The organism is Sphingomicrobium arenosum (genome assembly GCF_026157085.1).
Lineage (GTDB): Bacteria > Pseudomonadota > Alphaproteobacteria > Sphingomonadales > Sphingomonadaceae > Sphingomicrobium > Sphingomicrobium arenosum.
Window position 1 is genome coordinate 1,024,299 of sequence record NZ_JANPVN010000001.1, and the last position, 15,192, is coordinate 1,039,490.

The following is a 15,192-nucleotide window of genomic DNA, read 5'->3' on the forward strand; positions in this document are numbered from 1 at the left end:
GTTGTGAACCGTGTCGCGTCATGGTGACCGACCCCCACCGAGCCGACTTGCGCGACACCGACAAGCATCATTTCGCGAACCGCGTCCGTCGCTTCGCGAACCGATTGCTGCCACGCCGCTCGGAGCGCATCCTGCTCGGAGCGAGCCTTGCCGCCATCCTTTTTTGCGGCCTTTCCGGCCCCTTCGGCACCTTTCGCATGCCGCTGCCGACGCGGCTCATTTTCTGGACACTGCTGATCGGCTTCAACGGCCTGTTATGGGCGGTGTGGTTTCGCTGGCACATGCGACCCGGGCGGGGCTGGCAGCGCATCGCCATCACGGGCGCCTTGCTTTTCACCCTGCCCCTTCCCGCCGAGATCCTGCTTGTCGGACGCCTCGTCGGCTATCCCCTCGCCGTGCACTGGACCGGAATCTGGTTGAGCGGCGCGGCGATCTGCGTCCTTCTGCTCCTGATTCTATGGCCGCTCGTCAAGGTCGATCCGCTGCCGGTCTTGCGCAAGGGGATCCTCTTTCGCGAGGGCTTCGGCGGGCCGCGTTCGCTCGTGATGGCACGGGCCGAGGACCATTATGTCCGACTGTTCGACCGCGACGGGCGCGACCGCCTCGTCTATGCTCGTTTCACCGATCTCGAGCGCGAACTCGCTCGGCTTGATGGTGCCATCGTGCGGCGCGGCTGCTGGCTGGCTGCCGACGCGCTCGTCGAAGCACGCCGCTCGGACCGGCGCTGGCAATTGCGGACCATTACCGGCGAGGAGATCGCCGTGCCGCCCGAACGGGTACGCGGCCTGCGCGAACTGGGCTGTTTCTAGGCCGCCAGCCACCCGCAGGTGATCGTCAGCAGCGCCAAGCCGATCGACAACGGCCAGCGCAGTGCCATCCACCAGTCGGGCGTCGCGCCGCGCTTGGCCAGCCAGCGATCGACAAACGGCGAGAGCAGCAACATCGCGCCGATCACCACGCCTGCCTTCAATGGCGACAGCGCCGAAAAGCTGAACATCATCACCAGCAGAACGAACAGGATCAGGCTCGGCAGGACCGACAGGATCATGATCCCCTCGGGCAGCCGCGCCAGCCGGGACGCGAACGCCCACCACATGCCGCCGAGGAAGGTCGCGATCAGCCCGCCATAGACCACGCCCCAGAAGGCGATGTCATGCGTCGCCGGATTGGGTGTCAGGTGGAGCCAGATGAGCAGGAGCGGCGGCACGAGCCCGCCGAAGCCGAGCAGTTTCGCGATCATCGGAATGCGTGTCATGGGCGCGACCATGGGGTGCGAATTTCACATGCGCAACCGCCTTTGACGGCTAGCCGCACCGCGTCATCGACGCTATCACGGTGCCCATGAAAATCGCGCTGGCTTCCGATCATGCGGGCTTCGAGCTGAAGGCCCTGCTCGTCTCCACCCTTGCCGATGCGGGGCATGAGGTCACCGACCTCGGCCCCGACAGCAAGCACAGCGTCGACTATCCCGATTACGGCAAGAAGCTCGCCGACCATGTCGCCGCCGGTGCATCCGAACGCGGCATCGCCATCTGCGGCTCGGGCATCGGCATTTCCATTGCGGTCAATCGCAACCCGGCCTGTCGCTGCGCCCGTGTCGATGAACCGCTGTCGGCCGCGCTGGCCCGCCAGCACAATGACGCCAACGTCATCGCCATCGGCGAGCGCCTCGTCGGCTCGGACATGGCCAAGGCTATTGTCGACGCCTTCCTCACCACCCCCTTCGAAGGCGGGCGCCACCAGCGCCGCGTCGACAAACTCTCAGGTTAAAGAAAGACCTTCCATGGCCTCCGCAGCTGATATCCGCTCCGACGGTTTCTTCACCCAGGGCGTCGCCGCCACCGATCCCAAGGTCGCCGAAGCGCTCAAGAGCGAACTGACCCGCGAGCAGAAGCAGATCGAGCTGATCGCGTCCGAGAACATCGTTTCCAAGGCGGTGCTAGAAGCGCAAGGGTCAGTGCTCACCAACAAATATGCCGAGGGCTATCCGGGCAAGCGCTATTATCAGGGCTGCGCGCCCTCCGACGCGGTCGAGCAGCTCGCCATCGATCGGGCAAAGGAGCTGTTCGATTGCGCCTATGCCAATGTCCAGCCGCATTCGGGCGCGCAGGCCAATGGCGCGGTCAACCTCGCGCTCCTGCAACCCGGCGACACCATCCTCGGCATGAGCCTCGATGCGGGCGGCCATCTCACCCACGGCGCCAAGCCCGCCCAGTCGGGTAAGTGGTTCAATGCGGTCCAGTACGGCGTGACCGAGGACACGCACCTCATCGACTATGACGCGGTCGAGCGCCTTGCGGTCGAGCATCAACCCAAGCTGATTATCGCGGGCGGCTCGGCCTATCCGCGGGTGATCGATTTCGAACGCTTCCGCGCCATCGCCGACAAGGTCGGTGCGATCCTCCACGTCGACATGGCGCATTTCGCCGGCCTCGTCGCGGCGGGTGAGCATCCCTCGCCGCTGCCCCACGCCCATGTCGTCACCACCACCACGCACAAGACGCTGCGCGGCCCGCGCGGCGGCATGATCCTGTCGAACGACGAAGCGCTCGGCAAGAAGCTCAACAGCGCGGTCTTCCCCGGCCTCCAGGGCGGCCCGCTGATGCATGTCATCGCCGCCAAGGCGGTCGCCTTCGGCGAAGCGCTCCAGCCTGAATTCAAGACCTATTCCAAGGCCGTGATCGCCAACGCCAAGGTGCTGTGCGAGACGCTGAAGGGCCGCGGCGCCGACCTCGTCTCGGGCGGCACCGACACGCATGTCGGCCTCATCGACCTTCGCCCGCTCGGGATCTCGGGCCGTGATGCCGACGAAGCGCTCGAGCGCGCGGGCATCACCTGCAACAAGAATGGCGTCCCCAACGACCCACTGCCGCCGATGAAGACTAGCGGTATCCGCGTCGGCAGTCCCGCCGGCACCACCCGCGGGTTCGGCGAGCAGGAATTCAAGGCGATCGGCGACATGGTTGCGGACGTCCTCCACGGCGTCGCGAAAACGGGTGGCGAAGGCGACCCCTCGGTCGAGGCCGAGGTGAAGGACCGCGTCGAGGCCTTGTGCGACCGTTTCCCCATCTACGAGGGGTTCTGATCCGTTGCGCTGCCCTTTTTGCACCCATGAACAGAGCCAGGTGAAGGACAGCCGCCCGTCCGAAGACGGCGCGGCCATTCGTCGGCGTCGCCAGTGCGAAGGCTGCGGCGCGCGTTTCACCACCTTCGAGCGCGTCCAACTGCGCGACCTCACGGTGGTCAAGAAGGACGGCAAGCGCGAACCCTTCGAACAGCCAAAGCTGCAGGCCTCGATCCGCCATGCCTGTCGCAAGCGCAATATCTCCGAAGGCCAGATCGAACGGCTCGCCCATTCGATCCAGCGCCAGCTGGAGACCAAAGGTGACGAGGTCCAGGCCGACATGATCGGCGAGGCGGTGATGGACGGTCTGAAAGCGCTCGACAGCGTCGCCTACATCCGCTTCGCCAGCGTCTATCGCGACTTCAAGGAAGCGGGCGATTTCGCCGATTTTGCCGAAAGCGTGGATGATCCCGATGAGTGACAACAAGCCGGTCATCGTCCTCGTCAATCCGCAGCTGGGGCAGAATATCGGCAAGGCGGCACGCGCCATGCTCAACTTCGGCCTCACCGAAATGCGCCTCGTCGCCCCCCGCGACGGTTGGCCCAATCCCGAAGCCGGCCCCGCCGCCTCGGGCGCCGACATGGTGCTCGACCAGGCCAAGGTCTATGACAGCACCGCCGAGGCGCTCGCCGATTGCAGCCTCGTCTACGCCTCCACCGTGCGCCGCCGCGACCTTGTCATGCCCGTCGTCGCGCCCGAGGAAATGGCGCGCGAAATCCACGCCAACGAGGGGCGCACCGCCATCCTCTTCGGCCCCGAGCGCTCAGGGCTCGAGGGCAGCGACGTGCAGCTCGCCACCAAGATCGTCACCGTGCCGATCAATCCCGAATTCGGTAGCCTCAACCTGGCGCAGGCGGTCATCCTCCTGGCCTATGAATGGTCGCGCGGGGCGGGCGAGGATCTTGTCCAGCCGACCATGAAGGACGCCGAGCCGCGTGCGCCGATGGGCGAACTCAACGCGCTCATCGACCATCTCGACGGCGCGCTCGACAAGGCCGGCTACTTCTTCCCGCCCGAACGCGCCGAGGCGACCCGCACGACCATCCGCACCCTGCTCACCAAGCCCGGTTGGTCGAGCCGCGAGATCAGCGCGATGTTCGGCATCGTCAAGACGCTCGCCGCACCCTACGACCGTTCGTCGAAAGAACGCTGACTCGCCCGCCCTAGCCCTCCATCGTCGGTCGTTGATCGTAAAGAAGGGCTTGGTTCCATGGACATTCTTACCCTTTCCCTCGCCGCCGCGCTATTCGCCAGCATGGGTGAAGCACAGGCAAATCCCCAGCCTCAGGCCAGTGCCCAGGACGAGCAGGATACGGTGTCGCTGCGCGATCCCGAAAGTGATCGCGTCGTCGTCGTCGCGCGTTGCCGCTGGGAAAACGCGCCCAGCGGCCGCCGCGTGGGCGCGCGCAAAAAGTGCATGTCGGATAGCCAATGGGCCGAACTCAAGAGCGGAAGCGCGACGAGCATCTCGAGGCAGACCTGGCGGCGCGCCCTTGCTTACGAACAATCGAAATTGCCGCGCTGACCGACCCGATGAGCAAGGAGATACGCCGATGTTGATCCTGACGAGCGCCATTGCGATGGTCGCTGCCCATACGCAAGACGATGAAGCCGCGACGCCGGTCGAGGACGAACCTATCGTCGTGACGCGTCATTGCGAATGGCGCTACGCCCCGACTGGACGACGTGTCGGCGCCCATAAGAAATGCATGACGCAAGACGAGTATCGCATCTCGCGCACGACAAGCGGGACGCGGCTCAGTGCGGCGACCCTTCGCTATATCCGTGCGCAGGAGCAGGCAATGATGCCGAGGGGCAACTGAGAGCGAAAAGTTTAGTAATGACAGTGATTAAGGGTTGAGCCTGATCGATTGTCACCGCACACAGCACACACGTTGGAACACTGCCAGTATCTGCTTAGGAGATTCTTATGTTTACCGTTGCAAGCCTCGTTCTTTCCATGCTCGCCGTGAACCCGGCACAGCCCGATTCCGCGCCGGAGCAGGCGGAAGAACAGGTCGACGATGACAAGAAGATCTGTCGTCGCATCTCGGCGGCCACCGGCTCGCGCATGTCGCGCCAGCAGCGTGTCTGCAAGACCCAACGCGAATGGCGCGCCTCGGACGAAGCCGCGCGCAAGGATGCCGACCGCCTGCGCTAGGCGTCGCCGCGAAGCCCGTCCCAGCGCACCATTTCGTGCGCGATCGAGGTTTCGACGAGATCTTCGTAGAGACGGTCGACCAGCTCAGGGTCGACGCCGAGCCTGCGGGCCTCGGCGTCGGCCTTTTGCTTGACGTCGGCCTTGCGCGCCTCGTCGCGCACCGCATCGCGCGTCGGCTTGATGCGCGCGGCCGCGTCCATATAGCCGAAGCGCCTTGCAAGCAGCGCCACGAGCGCACGATCCACGGCGTCGACGCCGGCGCGCACCTCGGTCATCGTCTGGCAATCCTGGGGGTCGAGAATGTCGGTCATGGCGATCCTATGGCGGCAAAGCGGTCGCCCTGTCGACCCCCACCGCCATTCGGCATCAACCAGTTCGCTTTCATCGCGGCATATACCACGCCCGCTCGCCGTCTTGTCGATATAATACACCTGTTCGTCCATTCGTCGATTACATGTGTTTTCATGTCGAAGCGCGCTGGCGCCTCTTCCATGATGCTTCCAATCTGGCGTGCAGAGGCTCCGGGTTCCCCGACCCGCCGACCTCGATAGCGCCGCCGGCATCATGCCGGGCGCAGCAAAAGAGGAGCGAGACATGCACAAGATGATGATCGCGGCGATGGCCGCTACCATGGCGACGACGGGCGCGATCGCGGCCCCCGTCGCCGAGATCGAGACCGTCGAGGAAAATACGACGGTGAAGGCCAAGGCCGATGACGAACGCAAGGTGTGCCACAAGCAGGCGACCTCGGGTTCGCGCTTCGAGCGCAAGGTCTGCAAGACCGTTGCCGAATGGCGCGAGATTGCAGAGCGCGAAGGGCTGGACGACTAGTCCCCGCCAGCTCGACCACAAGGCGTCTTCGCGCAGGCCCTAGACAGCTTGCACGGGGACGCCTTGACCTATGTGGCGCGTCTCGCTAGATGCGCACTCGCAATTGATCCCACAGGTCCGGTGAAGTGGTGATCGCGGTCGGTTTTCATCCGGCCGGAGCGGTCCGGACATGGATAAAGCTAGTTGGAGAAATCTCATGTCGAAGCGCACCAGCGCCAAGTATAAACTCGACCGCCGCATGGGCGAAAACGTCTTCGGTCGTCCGAAGAGCCCGGTCAACCGCCGCGAATATGGCCCCGGCCAGCACGGCCAGCGCCGTAAGGGCAAGATGTCGGACTACGGTCTGCAGCTTCGCGCTAAGCAGAAGCTCAAGGGCTATTACGGCGACGTCACCGAAAAGCAGTTCAAGCGCACCTTCCAGGACGCCAGCCGCATGAAGGGCGACGCCTCGCAGAACCTCATCGGCCTGCTCGAGCGCCGTCTCGACATGATCGTCTATCGCGCCAAGTTCGCGCCGACCATCTGGGCCGCGCGCCAGCTCGTGAGCCACGGTCACATCCGCGTCAATGGCGTGAAGTGCAACATCGCCTCGCGTCGCTGCGACGTCGGCGACGAGATCTCGCTCGGTTCGAAGGCCAAGGAAATGGCCCTCGTCCTCGAAGCGCAGGGTCTCGCCGAGCGCGACATCCCCGACTATGTGTCGGTCGACAGCGATCACCAGGTGACCTTCACCCGCGTGCCGCAGCTGGACGAGGTGCCCTACCCCGTCCGCATGGAACCGAACCTGGTCGTCGAATTCTACTCGCGCTAAGCCGCGACGGTCTTCGGGCCAACGAAAAAGGGCGGTGCCGAAAGGCGCCGCCTTTTATGTTTGTGCCTTATCGGCAAGGGTAGGAAGACGGGCGGACCCGCCTCCCTACCCTCTCGAACTAATTGCCGATGGTGCGGTCGAGCAACTCGCCCATCGCGGTCAGCATCTCGACACGCGCCTGGCTGTCGTCGAGCTGGTGATCGAGCTCGCCATAGCGCAGGAACTGGACCTGCTTGCCCGCGCCCTCGAGGGCGCGTTCCATTCGCGTGCTATGGGCAATATCGACGTTGGTATCCTGGTCGCCATGCACCAGCAGGACCGGGACGTTGATCTCGTCGACCCGGCGACGCGGCGAACCGTCATTGAGATGCGGCCCCGAACCGACCATCCGTTCGACCATCTCGTGATTGGAATAGTCCTGCGATTCCTCAACCAGCTGGCGAAGATCGGTGACCGGCGCAATCGCCACCGCAGCCTTGTAGAGGTCGGGTGCCTCGGCAGCGCCAAGCAGCGCGGCATAGCCACCATAGGACCAGCCGACGATCGCCATGCGATCGGCATCGGCGATCCCTTCATCGATCAGATAGCGCCCGGCATCCTCGATGTCGTTGATCGCGGTTTGCCAACCCTGGAAACCATTGCCGTTGAGGAAGCTCTCGCCATAGCCCGCCGACCCGCGGTAATTGGGCTGGATGACGGCATAGCCACGCGCCGCGATGAACTGGGCGAGCCAGTCGAAGCCCCAATAATCGCGCGCGCTCGGCCCGCCATGCGGCAGCACCACCGCGCCGACCGGCCCCGCGGCCGCGTTGGGCATGGTGACGTAAGCGGGAATGCGGGCACCGTCGCGCGCGGTGAAGGTGACCGGCTCGACGCTCGCCAGCGTGCGGCCTTCGAATTGCGGACGCATGTGGACGAGCGGCTCCATCTGACGGGTCGCCTGGTCGAGCACGAAGAGCTGTTCGACAATCGAATCCGAGCCGGCCGACAGGAGCAGCTTCTGCCCGTCGGCACTGGCTCCGCGATAGGTGATCTGCGTCCCTTCGGGCAGCGCGCGCGCCAGATTGGCCGCCAGTTGCTCATAGGTCGGATCGAAATAGGTCGTGTGACCATATTCGTCGGCATAATGATAGCCGATCACCGGGAGACCGCGGCCGAGGCGAACGGGGCCCGTGATATCCACGCTGGGATGGGTGGCGACGAGTTCGACCTTGCCGCTGCCGTCTAGGGCCATGCGATAGAGCGCCTCGCGGCCGTCGCGCACCTGCAATCCGAGGACACTGTTGCTCTGTGCCTCGACCGTGAGGGGCAGGAAGCCCTCATGCCCACCATTGGGACTGAAGCGCATTTCGGTGAGCTTTTCCCATTTGTTCGATCCGAGCGGGCGATATTCGAACAGGTTCCGGCCGAGATAATTGCCGCCGTCGCTCAGGCGGATCTGGCGCACGCGCACCTCGCCCCGTCCGTCCGAATAATAGCGCGAGACCCGGTCGTCGGGCTGGAAAATCATGTCGGCGTCCATGTCGCCCAGCGAAATCTCTTCCACCGCAAGGCCGTCTTGCTTGCGTCCCATGCGGGTCCCCGTGCCGCGGTTCTCCGCGACATAATCGCGCGCCATCAGCACCGCGTCCTTGCCCGGGAGATAATCGACGATCGAACCGTCGTCCTGCCGCAGCCGGGTGTCGTAGAAGCTGGCGTCCTGCCCGAGCAGCTTGGTCTCGCGCGATCCATCGACGCTGACCGCCATGAGTCGGCTCCAGTCGAAGCGCACACCGGAATCGGTCTTGCTGACCCCATTCACCCTGCAGATCAGCGTCTGTTCGCTGGCGAAGGTACAGCTGCGCAGGCTGTTTTCCTTGCCGTCGGCGGCGATGACATTCGCCATCTCGCCCGTGCGCATGTCGAATACCTGCGCCACGGTCGAGCTGCCTGCGCCCGAGGCGAGAAACACCACCTGATTGCCCGAGGGCGAGATGTCAGGCGCGAAGTAGGTCTGGCGCGACCCGAAGTTGCGCGCATCCTGTTCGAGCGTTTGTGCGGTGGCGGGCACAGCCGCCATGGTCACGGCCAACGCGGCCGCGAGGCTAAGTTTCGAAATCATCGGAAAAAACGTCCCCCAAATTCTATGCATTACTGAACGCACCCATCCTTGCGGGGACAGCCGAGCAAGACAAGCCCTTTTCACCCCCTTTACCATCCTCGATCAGTAAGCCTGCACTCCCCGATTGGCGCGCGCGGGTCGGGCTGCTACAGCGCCCGCCATGACCACGCCACCCCTGCCCGAATGGGCACCGCACGATGCCATGTGGATCGGTTTTCCGAGCCATGCCGACCTCTGGGAAGACGATCTCGCGCCCGCGCAGGCAGAGGTCGCCGCGCTCGCCGCCGCGCTCCATGCCGGGGGCGAGGGCGAGGAAATCCGGCTCGTCGCCGCCAATGAGGAGGCCGCCGCCGAGGCGCGCCGCCTCTGCCCGTTCGCCACCGTGATCGTCGAACCCTTCGGCGACATCTGGCTGCGCGACACCGGCCCCATCGTCACCGGCTCCGGGCAGGCGCGCGCCGCGCAGGGCTTCGGCTTCAACGGCTGGGGCGGCAAATATGAGCTCGAGGGCGACGACACGATCGGCGAGCGCCTCGCCGGCACCGCCGCCCTGCCCTATGCCAAGGCGGACTGGATCCTCGAGGGGGGCGCGATCGACGGCGATGGCACCGGCACCTTCCTCACCACCGAGGAATGCCTCCTCAACGGCAATCGCAATCCCGACCTCAGCCGCGAGGACATCGAGGCGCGGCTCGCGCGCGATCTCGGCGCCACCCGCATCGTCTGGCTCGGCAAGGGGCTGAAGAACGACCATACCGACGGCCATGTCGACAATCTCGCGCGCTTCGTCGGCGCGGGCCGCGTCGCCATTCCCGAACCCGCGGGCGAGGACGATCCCAACGAGGAGGCCTATGCCGAGGCGGCCGCCGCGCTGCTCGAGGCCGATCTCGAGGTCACCGCCATCCCCTCCCCCGGCGCGGTCATCCGCCCCGACCCCGAGACCGGCGAGGAGCGCCTCGTCCCGGCGAGCTACATGAACTTCCTCATCGGCAATGCTGCCGTCGTCGTCCCGCTTTACGGCAGCGAGAATGACCTTGCCGCAATCGAGGCGATCGCCGGGCTCTTCCCCGACCACCGCGTCACCGGCATCCGCGCCGACCACATCCTCACGGGTGGCGGCTCCTTCCACTGCATTTCGCAACAGGTGCCGCGATGAGCGACAAGATCACCATTTCCGCCCTCCAGCTCGCCCTCGGTGGCGGCGTGGACGAGAATATCGCCAATGTCTCCGAACTGGTGCGCGAGGCTGCGGGCAAGGGCGCGCAGGTCGTCCTGCCGCCCGAACTGTTCGAAGGCCCCTATTTCTGCCGCGAGGAGGACGAGACCCTCTTCGCCACCGCCAAGCCGACCGCCAAGCACCCTAGCGTGCTCGCGATGCAGAAGCTCGCCGACGAGCTCGGCATCTGGATCCCGACCAGCTTCTTCGAAGCCGACGGGCATCACCATTATAATTCGCTCGCCTGGATCGCGCCGGGCGGGAAAGTCGCGGGTGTCTATCGCAAGAGCCACATCCCCGATGGGCCGGGCTATGAGGAGAAGTTCTACTTCCGCCCCGGCAACACCGGTTTCAAGGTGTGGGACGGCCCCGAAGAGCGCGTCATGGGCGTCGGCATCTGCTGGGACCAATGGTATCCCGAGACCGCGCGCGCGATGATGCTGATGGGCGCCGAGATGCTCTTCTACCCCACCGCGATCGGCAGCGAACCGCACGACCCCGACCTCGACACCAGCCGGATGTGGCGCCGCGCCATGATCGGCCATGCCGTGTCGAACGTCGTCCCCGTCGTCGCCGCCAACCGCATCGGCTCGGAATGCGGCCAGAATTTCTACGGCCACAGCTTCATCTGCGACGAGCGCGGCGACCTCGTCGCCGAATTCGGCGCGCATGAAACCGGCGTCCTCACCGCCAGCTTCGACATCGCCCAGATCCGCCAGCACCGCGCCGCCTTCGGCTTCTTCCGCGACCGCCGCCCCGAGCTTTACGGGCGCTTGGCGCAGGACGTTTAGCCCCGCAGCTTTTTGCCGACTCTGACTAGTGCTTAGCAGAAGTTTGGCAACGAAAAGGAATTGCTCTTGTGTTCGGTCTCAATCGATTGGCTGCCGAATACATTACATCCCCTGTACATCATCATCTTCATCGGGGGGATGAAACTGAAAGACCACAACCGCATCGAAGCCGTGTTCTTTAGCGACCCTGTTGACACAAAGGAACATGGTCTCGGGGAGTTCGACGTTTATATGTATAATATCTCTTGCCACATGAGAAGATGTCGCGGGAATGGATTGAAGCGTGAAGAGCGAGAGTCGATCTTGAACTAGGCCACACTCCTTCTCAGCGAGTCTTAGTGCGGTTTCGGCACGGTTCTCAGAACTCGCGCAACTCGCCAGACACAATGAAGCAAGACTGGCAGCGATCGCGCTGGAAATTGCTCGAAAGCGAATACGGCTTACGCTTGATAAGGTCCCTCCGACGCTCCCGACCAAGCTGCTCTGACGTACGTAGATGAGACTTTGTTCGCGCTCCATCACATCACGTCTCCGTAGCATCCTCATCTCTTTTAGAGGTCGATCCGCAGATACACGCTGTCGACCCAGCGGTCGCCGTGCTTCATCGCCTTTTCCTTAAAGCCCGAACGGGTGAAGCCGACCTTTTCGAGCGCGCGTAGCGACCCGATATTCTCGGGATCGACGTCGGCGAACATATAGGGCAGCCCTCGCCCCCGGATGTAATCGCGATAAGCGGCCAGCGCCTCGGTTGCATAGCCCTGCCCCCAATGGTCGCGGCGGATCATCATGCCGATTTCGGGGACGTCCCACAGCCCGCATTTGCCAATCAGTTCGCCGTCCTTTTCGACGATGAAATCGTCCGAATGGGGCCCTGCCGCCTCGATCATGGCGCGCAGCCACTCCTCGGTCTCGAACATCGTGTCATGCACCGTGGTCGACCAGCTCTCCATGGTCTCCTCGTCGGTGAACAGCTCGTGGAGTGCCTCGGCATCCTCCTTGCGCGCCCGCCGGAGGACGAGCCGCTCGGTGCGCAGTTCGTGCGCCGCGTCGCCCTTCAGCCCCGGCGACACCGCCTTGCGCATCGCCATGAGGAACATCTCGTCCGACAAACGCCCCGTATTCTGATTGTAACGGCTGCAGTGATAGCTATCGACCAGCCGCAGCCCACCCGGCGCATGATGGACGTTGCCATGGCCGAACTTATGCTGGTTGAGGGTCATCCCCAGCGCCCGGCAGCTCGCATCGTGCGCAATCTTGCCCAGCGCGAACAGCGTATGCACCTTCGGCAATCTCGTCAGCATTTCCTCGAGAAACGGCCGGCAATGCTGTATTTCCGCTCCCGTCGGCTTGTTCTCGGGCGGCAGGCATTTGACCGCATTGAGGATGATCGCGCCCTTCAATTCGACCCCGTCGTCGATGCGGCTGTCATAGTCGCCGACCGACAGGCCGGTGCGCATCAGCACGTCGAACAACAGGTCGCCCGCATAATCGCCGGTGAAGGGGCGGCCCGTGCGATTGGCGCCATGCTTGCCCGGCGCCAGGCCGATGATCGCCACCCCGGCCTCGCGGTCGCCAAAGGCGGGCACGGGCGCATTGTACCAGTCGGGATGTTCGCCGCGCAGCTCCATCCTCAGGTCGACGAGGCGCGGGCACAAAGGGCAATCTCGCGGCGCTTCGGCCTCGGGCAAGGGCGACAGGTCGGCGGGGCTGGTCTTGTGCATCGCCAACGCCTATCGGAGCGGCAGAAAGAGGACAATGGACAAGAATCTTTACGGCATCGGCATCGGCTCCAACCGCCCGCACACGACGCATGGGCGCCCGCAGGCGGTGGTCGAGGCGGCGATCGCTCGCCTCGCGCGCGACTTCGACCTGTTCGACGCCTCCCCCATTCTCCTCAATCCGGCCTTCGGCGGCGCGGGCCGCGACTTCGCCAATGCCGCCGCGCTTGTCGAGAGCGAGCTCGAACCCGAGGCGATGCTCGCGGCACTGAAGTTCATCGAGCATGAATATGGCCGCCGCCCCGGCAAGGCCTGGGGGCCGCGCGTCCTCGACCTCGACATCCTCGCCTGGGACGGCGGCGACTATGACAGCCGTACGCTCACCATTCCCCACGCGGCGCTGGCGAACCGAGAGAGCGCGCTCTTCCCGCTCGCCCAGATCGCGCCCGACTGGCGCGTCGCGGACGGGCTCGCGCTCCGCCACCTCGCCGCCCGCCTGCGCGCGCGCCGCCCGAAAAACTGAAATTCATGCCTTGATGTGCGCCCGGGGGATCGCTAGGTCGGCTCCCGGCTGGATGGGCCGTTAGCTCAGTTGGTAGAGCAACTGACTTTTAATCAGTAGGTCGCTGGTTCGAACCCAGCACGGCTCACCAGCCTTCCCTCCTTCGCCGCCGATCAAGACGCCTCGTGTCGCGCTCGTGGTGCCGCCGCGCTGTTCAGCGCCACGGTCGAGACGGCCCGCGAGCGCAGCCAGAAGACCGCGCCGCCCACGCCGCTCTCGACCCGCCGATAGCCCGCCTCGCGCGCAAAGGCCTCGATCGGCGCCTCCAGACCGATCCGGTCGATCGTATGCCGCGCTTCATAGCCGGTGACGATCGCCGCGGGCCGGGTGCGAGCGAGATGCGCCTTGACCGTCGAGGGCGACAAGAGGCCGAGCGCCTCGCGTTCCTCCACGGCAATCATGTCGGCAGTACGATAGGCAAAGGGTCCGGTCGCGAAGACGGGATCGAGCGCCAGCCCGCTGCCGACGACGATCTCGGGGCTCAGCGTGGCGATCTCGCCCTCGATGCCCTCGGCGGCGACGAGGTCGGCAAGAAGCTGCCCTTCGGCACGCACCAGCGTCGGCGTGGGCTTCTCGAAGAGCGGCGCCGACAGATTGTAGAGGGGCTGGATCAACCCAACGGCCAGCCCTGCCACCAGCAGGCGGCGCGGCCAGCGAGCGCTCGGCCACAGGTCGCGCTGGCGCCGCCACACCAGCCCGAGGCCGAGGAACAGCGGCGGCAACAACGGGATCGCATATTGGCGATGGATGGGCGTCGGCGCCAGCGTCGCGACTAACCCAGCGAGGATGGCGAGATCGACCAGCAGCAGCGCCGGCGCCTGCTTCTCGCGCAGCCGCAGCGAACGGATCCGAATCACGGCGTAGAGGATAAGCGCCGCCAGCGCGGGCCCTCGCGCCAGGGTCACAAACCCATCGAGCAGCTTCATGCCCAATGTCAGCTTGAGCTCGCGCCCATTGGCGCCGTACCACAGGAAGGGCGCCTCGGCATGATAGCCGAAATTGCCATAATCGAACGCCGCCGCCGCGCCTTCGCGGATCCATAACAGCGGCACGAGCGCCAACGTCACGCCCGCTCCCGTCACCAACATCGTCGCCAGCGCGCGCCGCGCGCCCATCGCGCCCAAGAGGACAGCGATGACGGGGAAGCCGACGAAGGCGCCCGCCATGGCAAGATAGCTGATCTTGGTCCCCGTCGCCGCGCCCAGCGCCAGCCCCGCGCCGAGCCAGCGATAGCGGCGATGCACGCGGTCGGGTCGCAAGGCCCCCATGGCAAGGAAGAAGGCCAGCGCCAGCAACAGCGCAGGCAGCGCATCGTTGCGCACCACCGTCACCCCGAACAGGAAGGCGTGGCAGAACCAGATCGCGCCTGCCGCCATCATCGCCTCGCGCCGCGCCACCCCGCTCTCGCGCAGCGCGGCGAAGACCAGGGCGATCACGCCCGCACCCATCAATCCCGAGACGAAGCGCGCGGCCATCAACCCATGGTCGGAAAAGTGGAAGAGCGGGCCGAAGAGATAGATCTGATAGGGCGTCTGGAGATAGAGGAAGTCGCGAAACGGGGTCAAACCGGCAGCGAACAGTTCGGCGGCGGCCAGATATTGCGTCTCGTCATGGTCGATCGGACTCACCAGCGCGATGAGCGGCAGGCTGGCGAGCAGCAACGCGAACATCAGGGTGAACAGGCGCGATTCCGCGCCGCGTCCCGACACGCCTTGCTCGATGCGCGGCAGGGCCGCAGCAGCCATCCTCAACATTCCCCCGCGCCCTACTCGTAACCCGTTGATCTCTTGCCCTAAATCGCTCATCGCTCTTTTCGCGTCCAAGTCAAGCGCGCTGCGATGAACAGCCCATATGCAAGATGGACCGAAGGCGGGTT

The 15,192-nt window shown here is 65.0% G+C and carries 18 protein-coding genes and 1 tRNA gene; 14 read left to right on the forward strand and 5 right to left on the reverse strand.

Going from position 1 to position 15,192, the window contains the following annotated elements:
- Nucleotides 1-20: 20 nt before the first annotated feature.
- Nucleotides 21-809, forward strand: coding sequence for a hypothetical protein (locus NUW51_RS04920; RefSeq protein ID WP_265563282.1), 789 nt, complete (start codon nt 21-23; stop codon nt 807-809).
- On the opposite strand, the gene NUW51_RS04925 is transcribed toward NUW51_RS04920, so the two are convergent.
- Complete coding sequence (locus tag NUW51_RS04925; protein ID WP_265563283.1) at nt 806-1,255, reverse strand: DUF3429 domain-containing protein; 450 nt, start codon at nt 1,253-1,255, stop codon at nt 806-808. The genes NUW51_RS04920 and NUW51_RS04925 overlap by 4 nt on opposite strands.
- An 86-nt stretch (nt 1,256-1,341) precedes the next feature.
- On the opposite strand from NUW51_RS04925, the gene rpiB reads away from it, so the two are divergent.
- From rpiB to NUW51_RS04960, 7 genes are all read left to right on the forward strand, one after another.
- Nucleotides 1,342-1,770 carry a ribose 5-phosphate isomerase B gene (gene rpiB, locus NUW51_RS04930; RefSeq protein WP_265563285.1) on the forward strand — a complete coding sequence of 143 codons (429 nt, stop codon included), beginning with the start codon at nt 1,342-1,344 and terminating at the stop codon, nt 1,768-1,770.
- 13 nt (nt 1,771-1,783) lie between these two features.
- Nucleotides 1,784-3,085 carry a serine hydroxymethyltransferase gene (gene glyA / locus NUW51_RS04935; protein WP_265563288.1) on the forward strand — a complete coding sequence of 434 codons (1,302 nt, stop codon included), beginning with the start codon at nt 1,784-1,786 and terminating at the stop codon, nt 3,083-3,085.
- A 4-nt stretch (nt 3,086-3,089) separates the two neighbouring features.
- Entirely contained in the window at nt 3,090-3,545 is a 456-nt protein-coding gene (nrdR, locus tag NUW51_RS04940) for a transcriptional regulator NrdR (RefSeq protein ID WP_265563290.1), read from the forward strand.
- Nucleotides 3,538-4,278, forward strand: a complete 741-nt coding sequence (locus NUW51_RS04945; RefSeq protein WP_265563292.1) for an RNA methyltransferase — start codon at nt 3,538-3,540, stop codon at nt 4,276-4,278. The genes nrdR and NUW51_RS04945 overlap by 8 nt, the downstream gene beginning before the upstream one ends.
- Before the next feature lie 57 nt (nt 4,279-4,335).
- Nucleotides 4,336-4,650, forward strand: coding sequence for a hypothetical protein (locus tag NUW51_RS04950; protein ID WP_265563294.1), 315 nt, complete (start codon nt 4,336-4,338; stop codon nt 4,648-4,650).
- A 28-nt stretch (nt 4,651-4,678) separates the two neighbouring features.
- Complete coding sequence (locus NUW51_RS04955; protein WP_265563296.1) at nt 4,679-4,948, forward strand: hypothetical protein; 270 nt, start codon at nt 4,679-4,681, stop codon at nt 4,946-4,948.
- Nucleotides 4,949-5,055: 107 nt separating this feature from the next.
- Nucleotides 5,056-5,286 carry a hypothetical protein gene (locus NUW51_RS04960; protein ID WP_265563298.1) on the forward strand — a complete coding sequence of 77 codons (231 nt, stop codon included), beginning with the start codon at nt 5,056-5,058 and terminating at the stop codon, nt 5,284-5,286.
- On the opposite strand, the gene NUW51_RS04965 is transcribed toward NUW51_RS04960, so the two are convergent.
- Nucleotides 5,283-5,597, reverse strand: coding sequence for a chorismate mutase (locus tag NUW51_RS04965; RefSeq protein ID WP_265563299.1), 315 nt, complete (start codon nt 5,595-5,597; stop codon nt 5,283-5,285). The genes NUW51_RS04960 and NUW51_RS04965 overlap by 4 nt on opposite strands.
- Before the next feature lie 283 nt (nt 5,598-5,880).
- Between NUW51_RS04965 and NUW51_RS04970 the strand changes: the two genes are divergently transcribed.
- Both NUW51_RS04970 and rpsD read left to right on the forward strand, forming a co-directional pair.
- Nucleotides 5,881-6,117 carry a hypothetical protein gene (locus NUW51_RS04970; RefSeq protein WP_265563301.1) on the forward strand — a complete coding sequence of 79 codons (237 nt, stop codon included), beginning with the start codon at nt 5,881-5,883 and terminating at the stop codon, nt 6,115-6,117.
- Between the two features lie 196 nt (nt 6,118-6,313).
- Nucleotides 6,314-6,928 carry a 30S ribosomal protein S4 gene (rpsD, locus tag NUW51_RS04975; protein ID WP_265563303.1) on the forward strand — a complete coding sequence of 205 codons (615 nt, stop codon included), beginning with the start codon at nt 6,314-6,316 and terminating at the stop codon, nt 6,926-6,928.
- Nucleotides 6,929-7,046: 118 nt separating this feature from the next.
- Here the strand turns inward: rpsD and NUW51_RS04980 are convergent, their stop codons facing one another.
- A complete protein-coding gene (locus tag NUW51_RS04980; protein WP_265563305.1) occupies nt 7,047-8,987 on the reverse strand; it encodes an alpha/beta hydrolase family protein in 1,941 nt (646 codons plus the stop codon).
- 202 nt (nt 8,988-9,189) lie between these two features.
- Here NUW51_RS04980 and NUW51_RS04985 point away from each other — a divergent pair, with 202 nt between their 5' ends.
- Nucleotides 9,190-10,185 (forward strand): agmatine deiminase family protein, encoded by a 996-nt coding sequence (locus NUW51_RS04985; protein WP_265563307.1) that lies wholly within the window; start codon nt 9,190-9,192, stop codon nt 10,183-10,185.
- The gene (gene aguB, locus NUW51_RS04990; protein ID WP_265563308.1) at nt 10,182-11,036 is read left to right on the forward strand and encodes an N-carbamoylputrescine amidase; all 855 of its coding nucleotides are present in this window, start codon (nt 10,182-10,184) and stop codon (nt 11,034-11,036) included. Before NUW51_RS04985 ends, aguB begins: the two co-directional genes overlap by 4 nt.
- A gap of 551 nt (nt 11,037-11,587) precedes the next feature.
- On the opposite strand, the gene NUW51_RS12865 is transcribed toward aguB, so the two are convergent.
- The gene (locus NUW51_RS12865) at nt 11,588-12,757 is read right to left on the reverse strand and encodes a GNAT family N-acetyltransferase (RefSeq protein WP_407696320.1); all 1,170 of its coding nucleotides are present in this window, start codon (nt 12,755-12,757) and stop codon (nt 11,588-11,590) included.
- Between the two features lie 34 nt (nt 12,758-12,791).
- Here NUW51_RS12865 and folK point away from each other — a divergent pair, with 34 nt between their 5' ends.
- Nucleotides 12,792-13,277: a 2-amino-4-hydroxy-6-hydroxymethyldihydropteridine diphosphokinase gene (gene folK, locus NUW51_RS05005; RefSeq protein WP_265563310.1), complete on the forward strand. Its 486-nt coding sequence runs from the start codon at nt 12,792-12,794 to the stop codon at nt 13,275-13,277.
- A 54-nt stretch (nt 13,278-13,331) separates the two neighbouring features.
- Nucleotides 13,332-13,407 (forward strand) — tRNA-Lys (locus NUW51_RS05010).
- Nucleotides 13,408-13,429: 22 nt separating this feature from the next.
- On the opposite strand, the gene NUW51_RS05015 is transcribed toward NUW51_RS05010, so the two are convergent.
- Nucleotides 13,430-15,061: a glycosyltransferase family 39 protein gene (locus tag NUW51_RS05015; RefSeq protein ID WP_265563312.1), complete on the reverse strand. Its 1,632-nt coding sequence runs from the start codon at nt 15,059-15,061 to the stop codon at nt 13,430-13,432.
- Nucleotides 15,062-15,192: the final 131 nt, after the last annotated feature.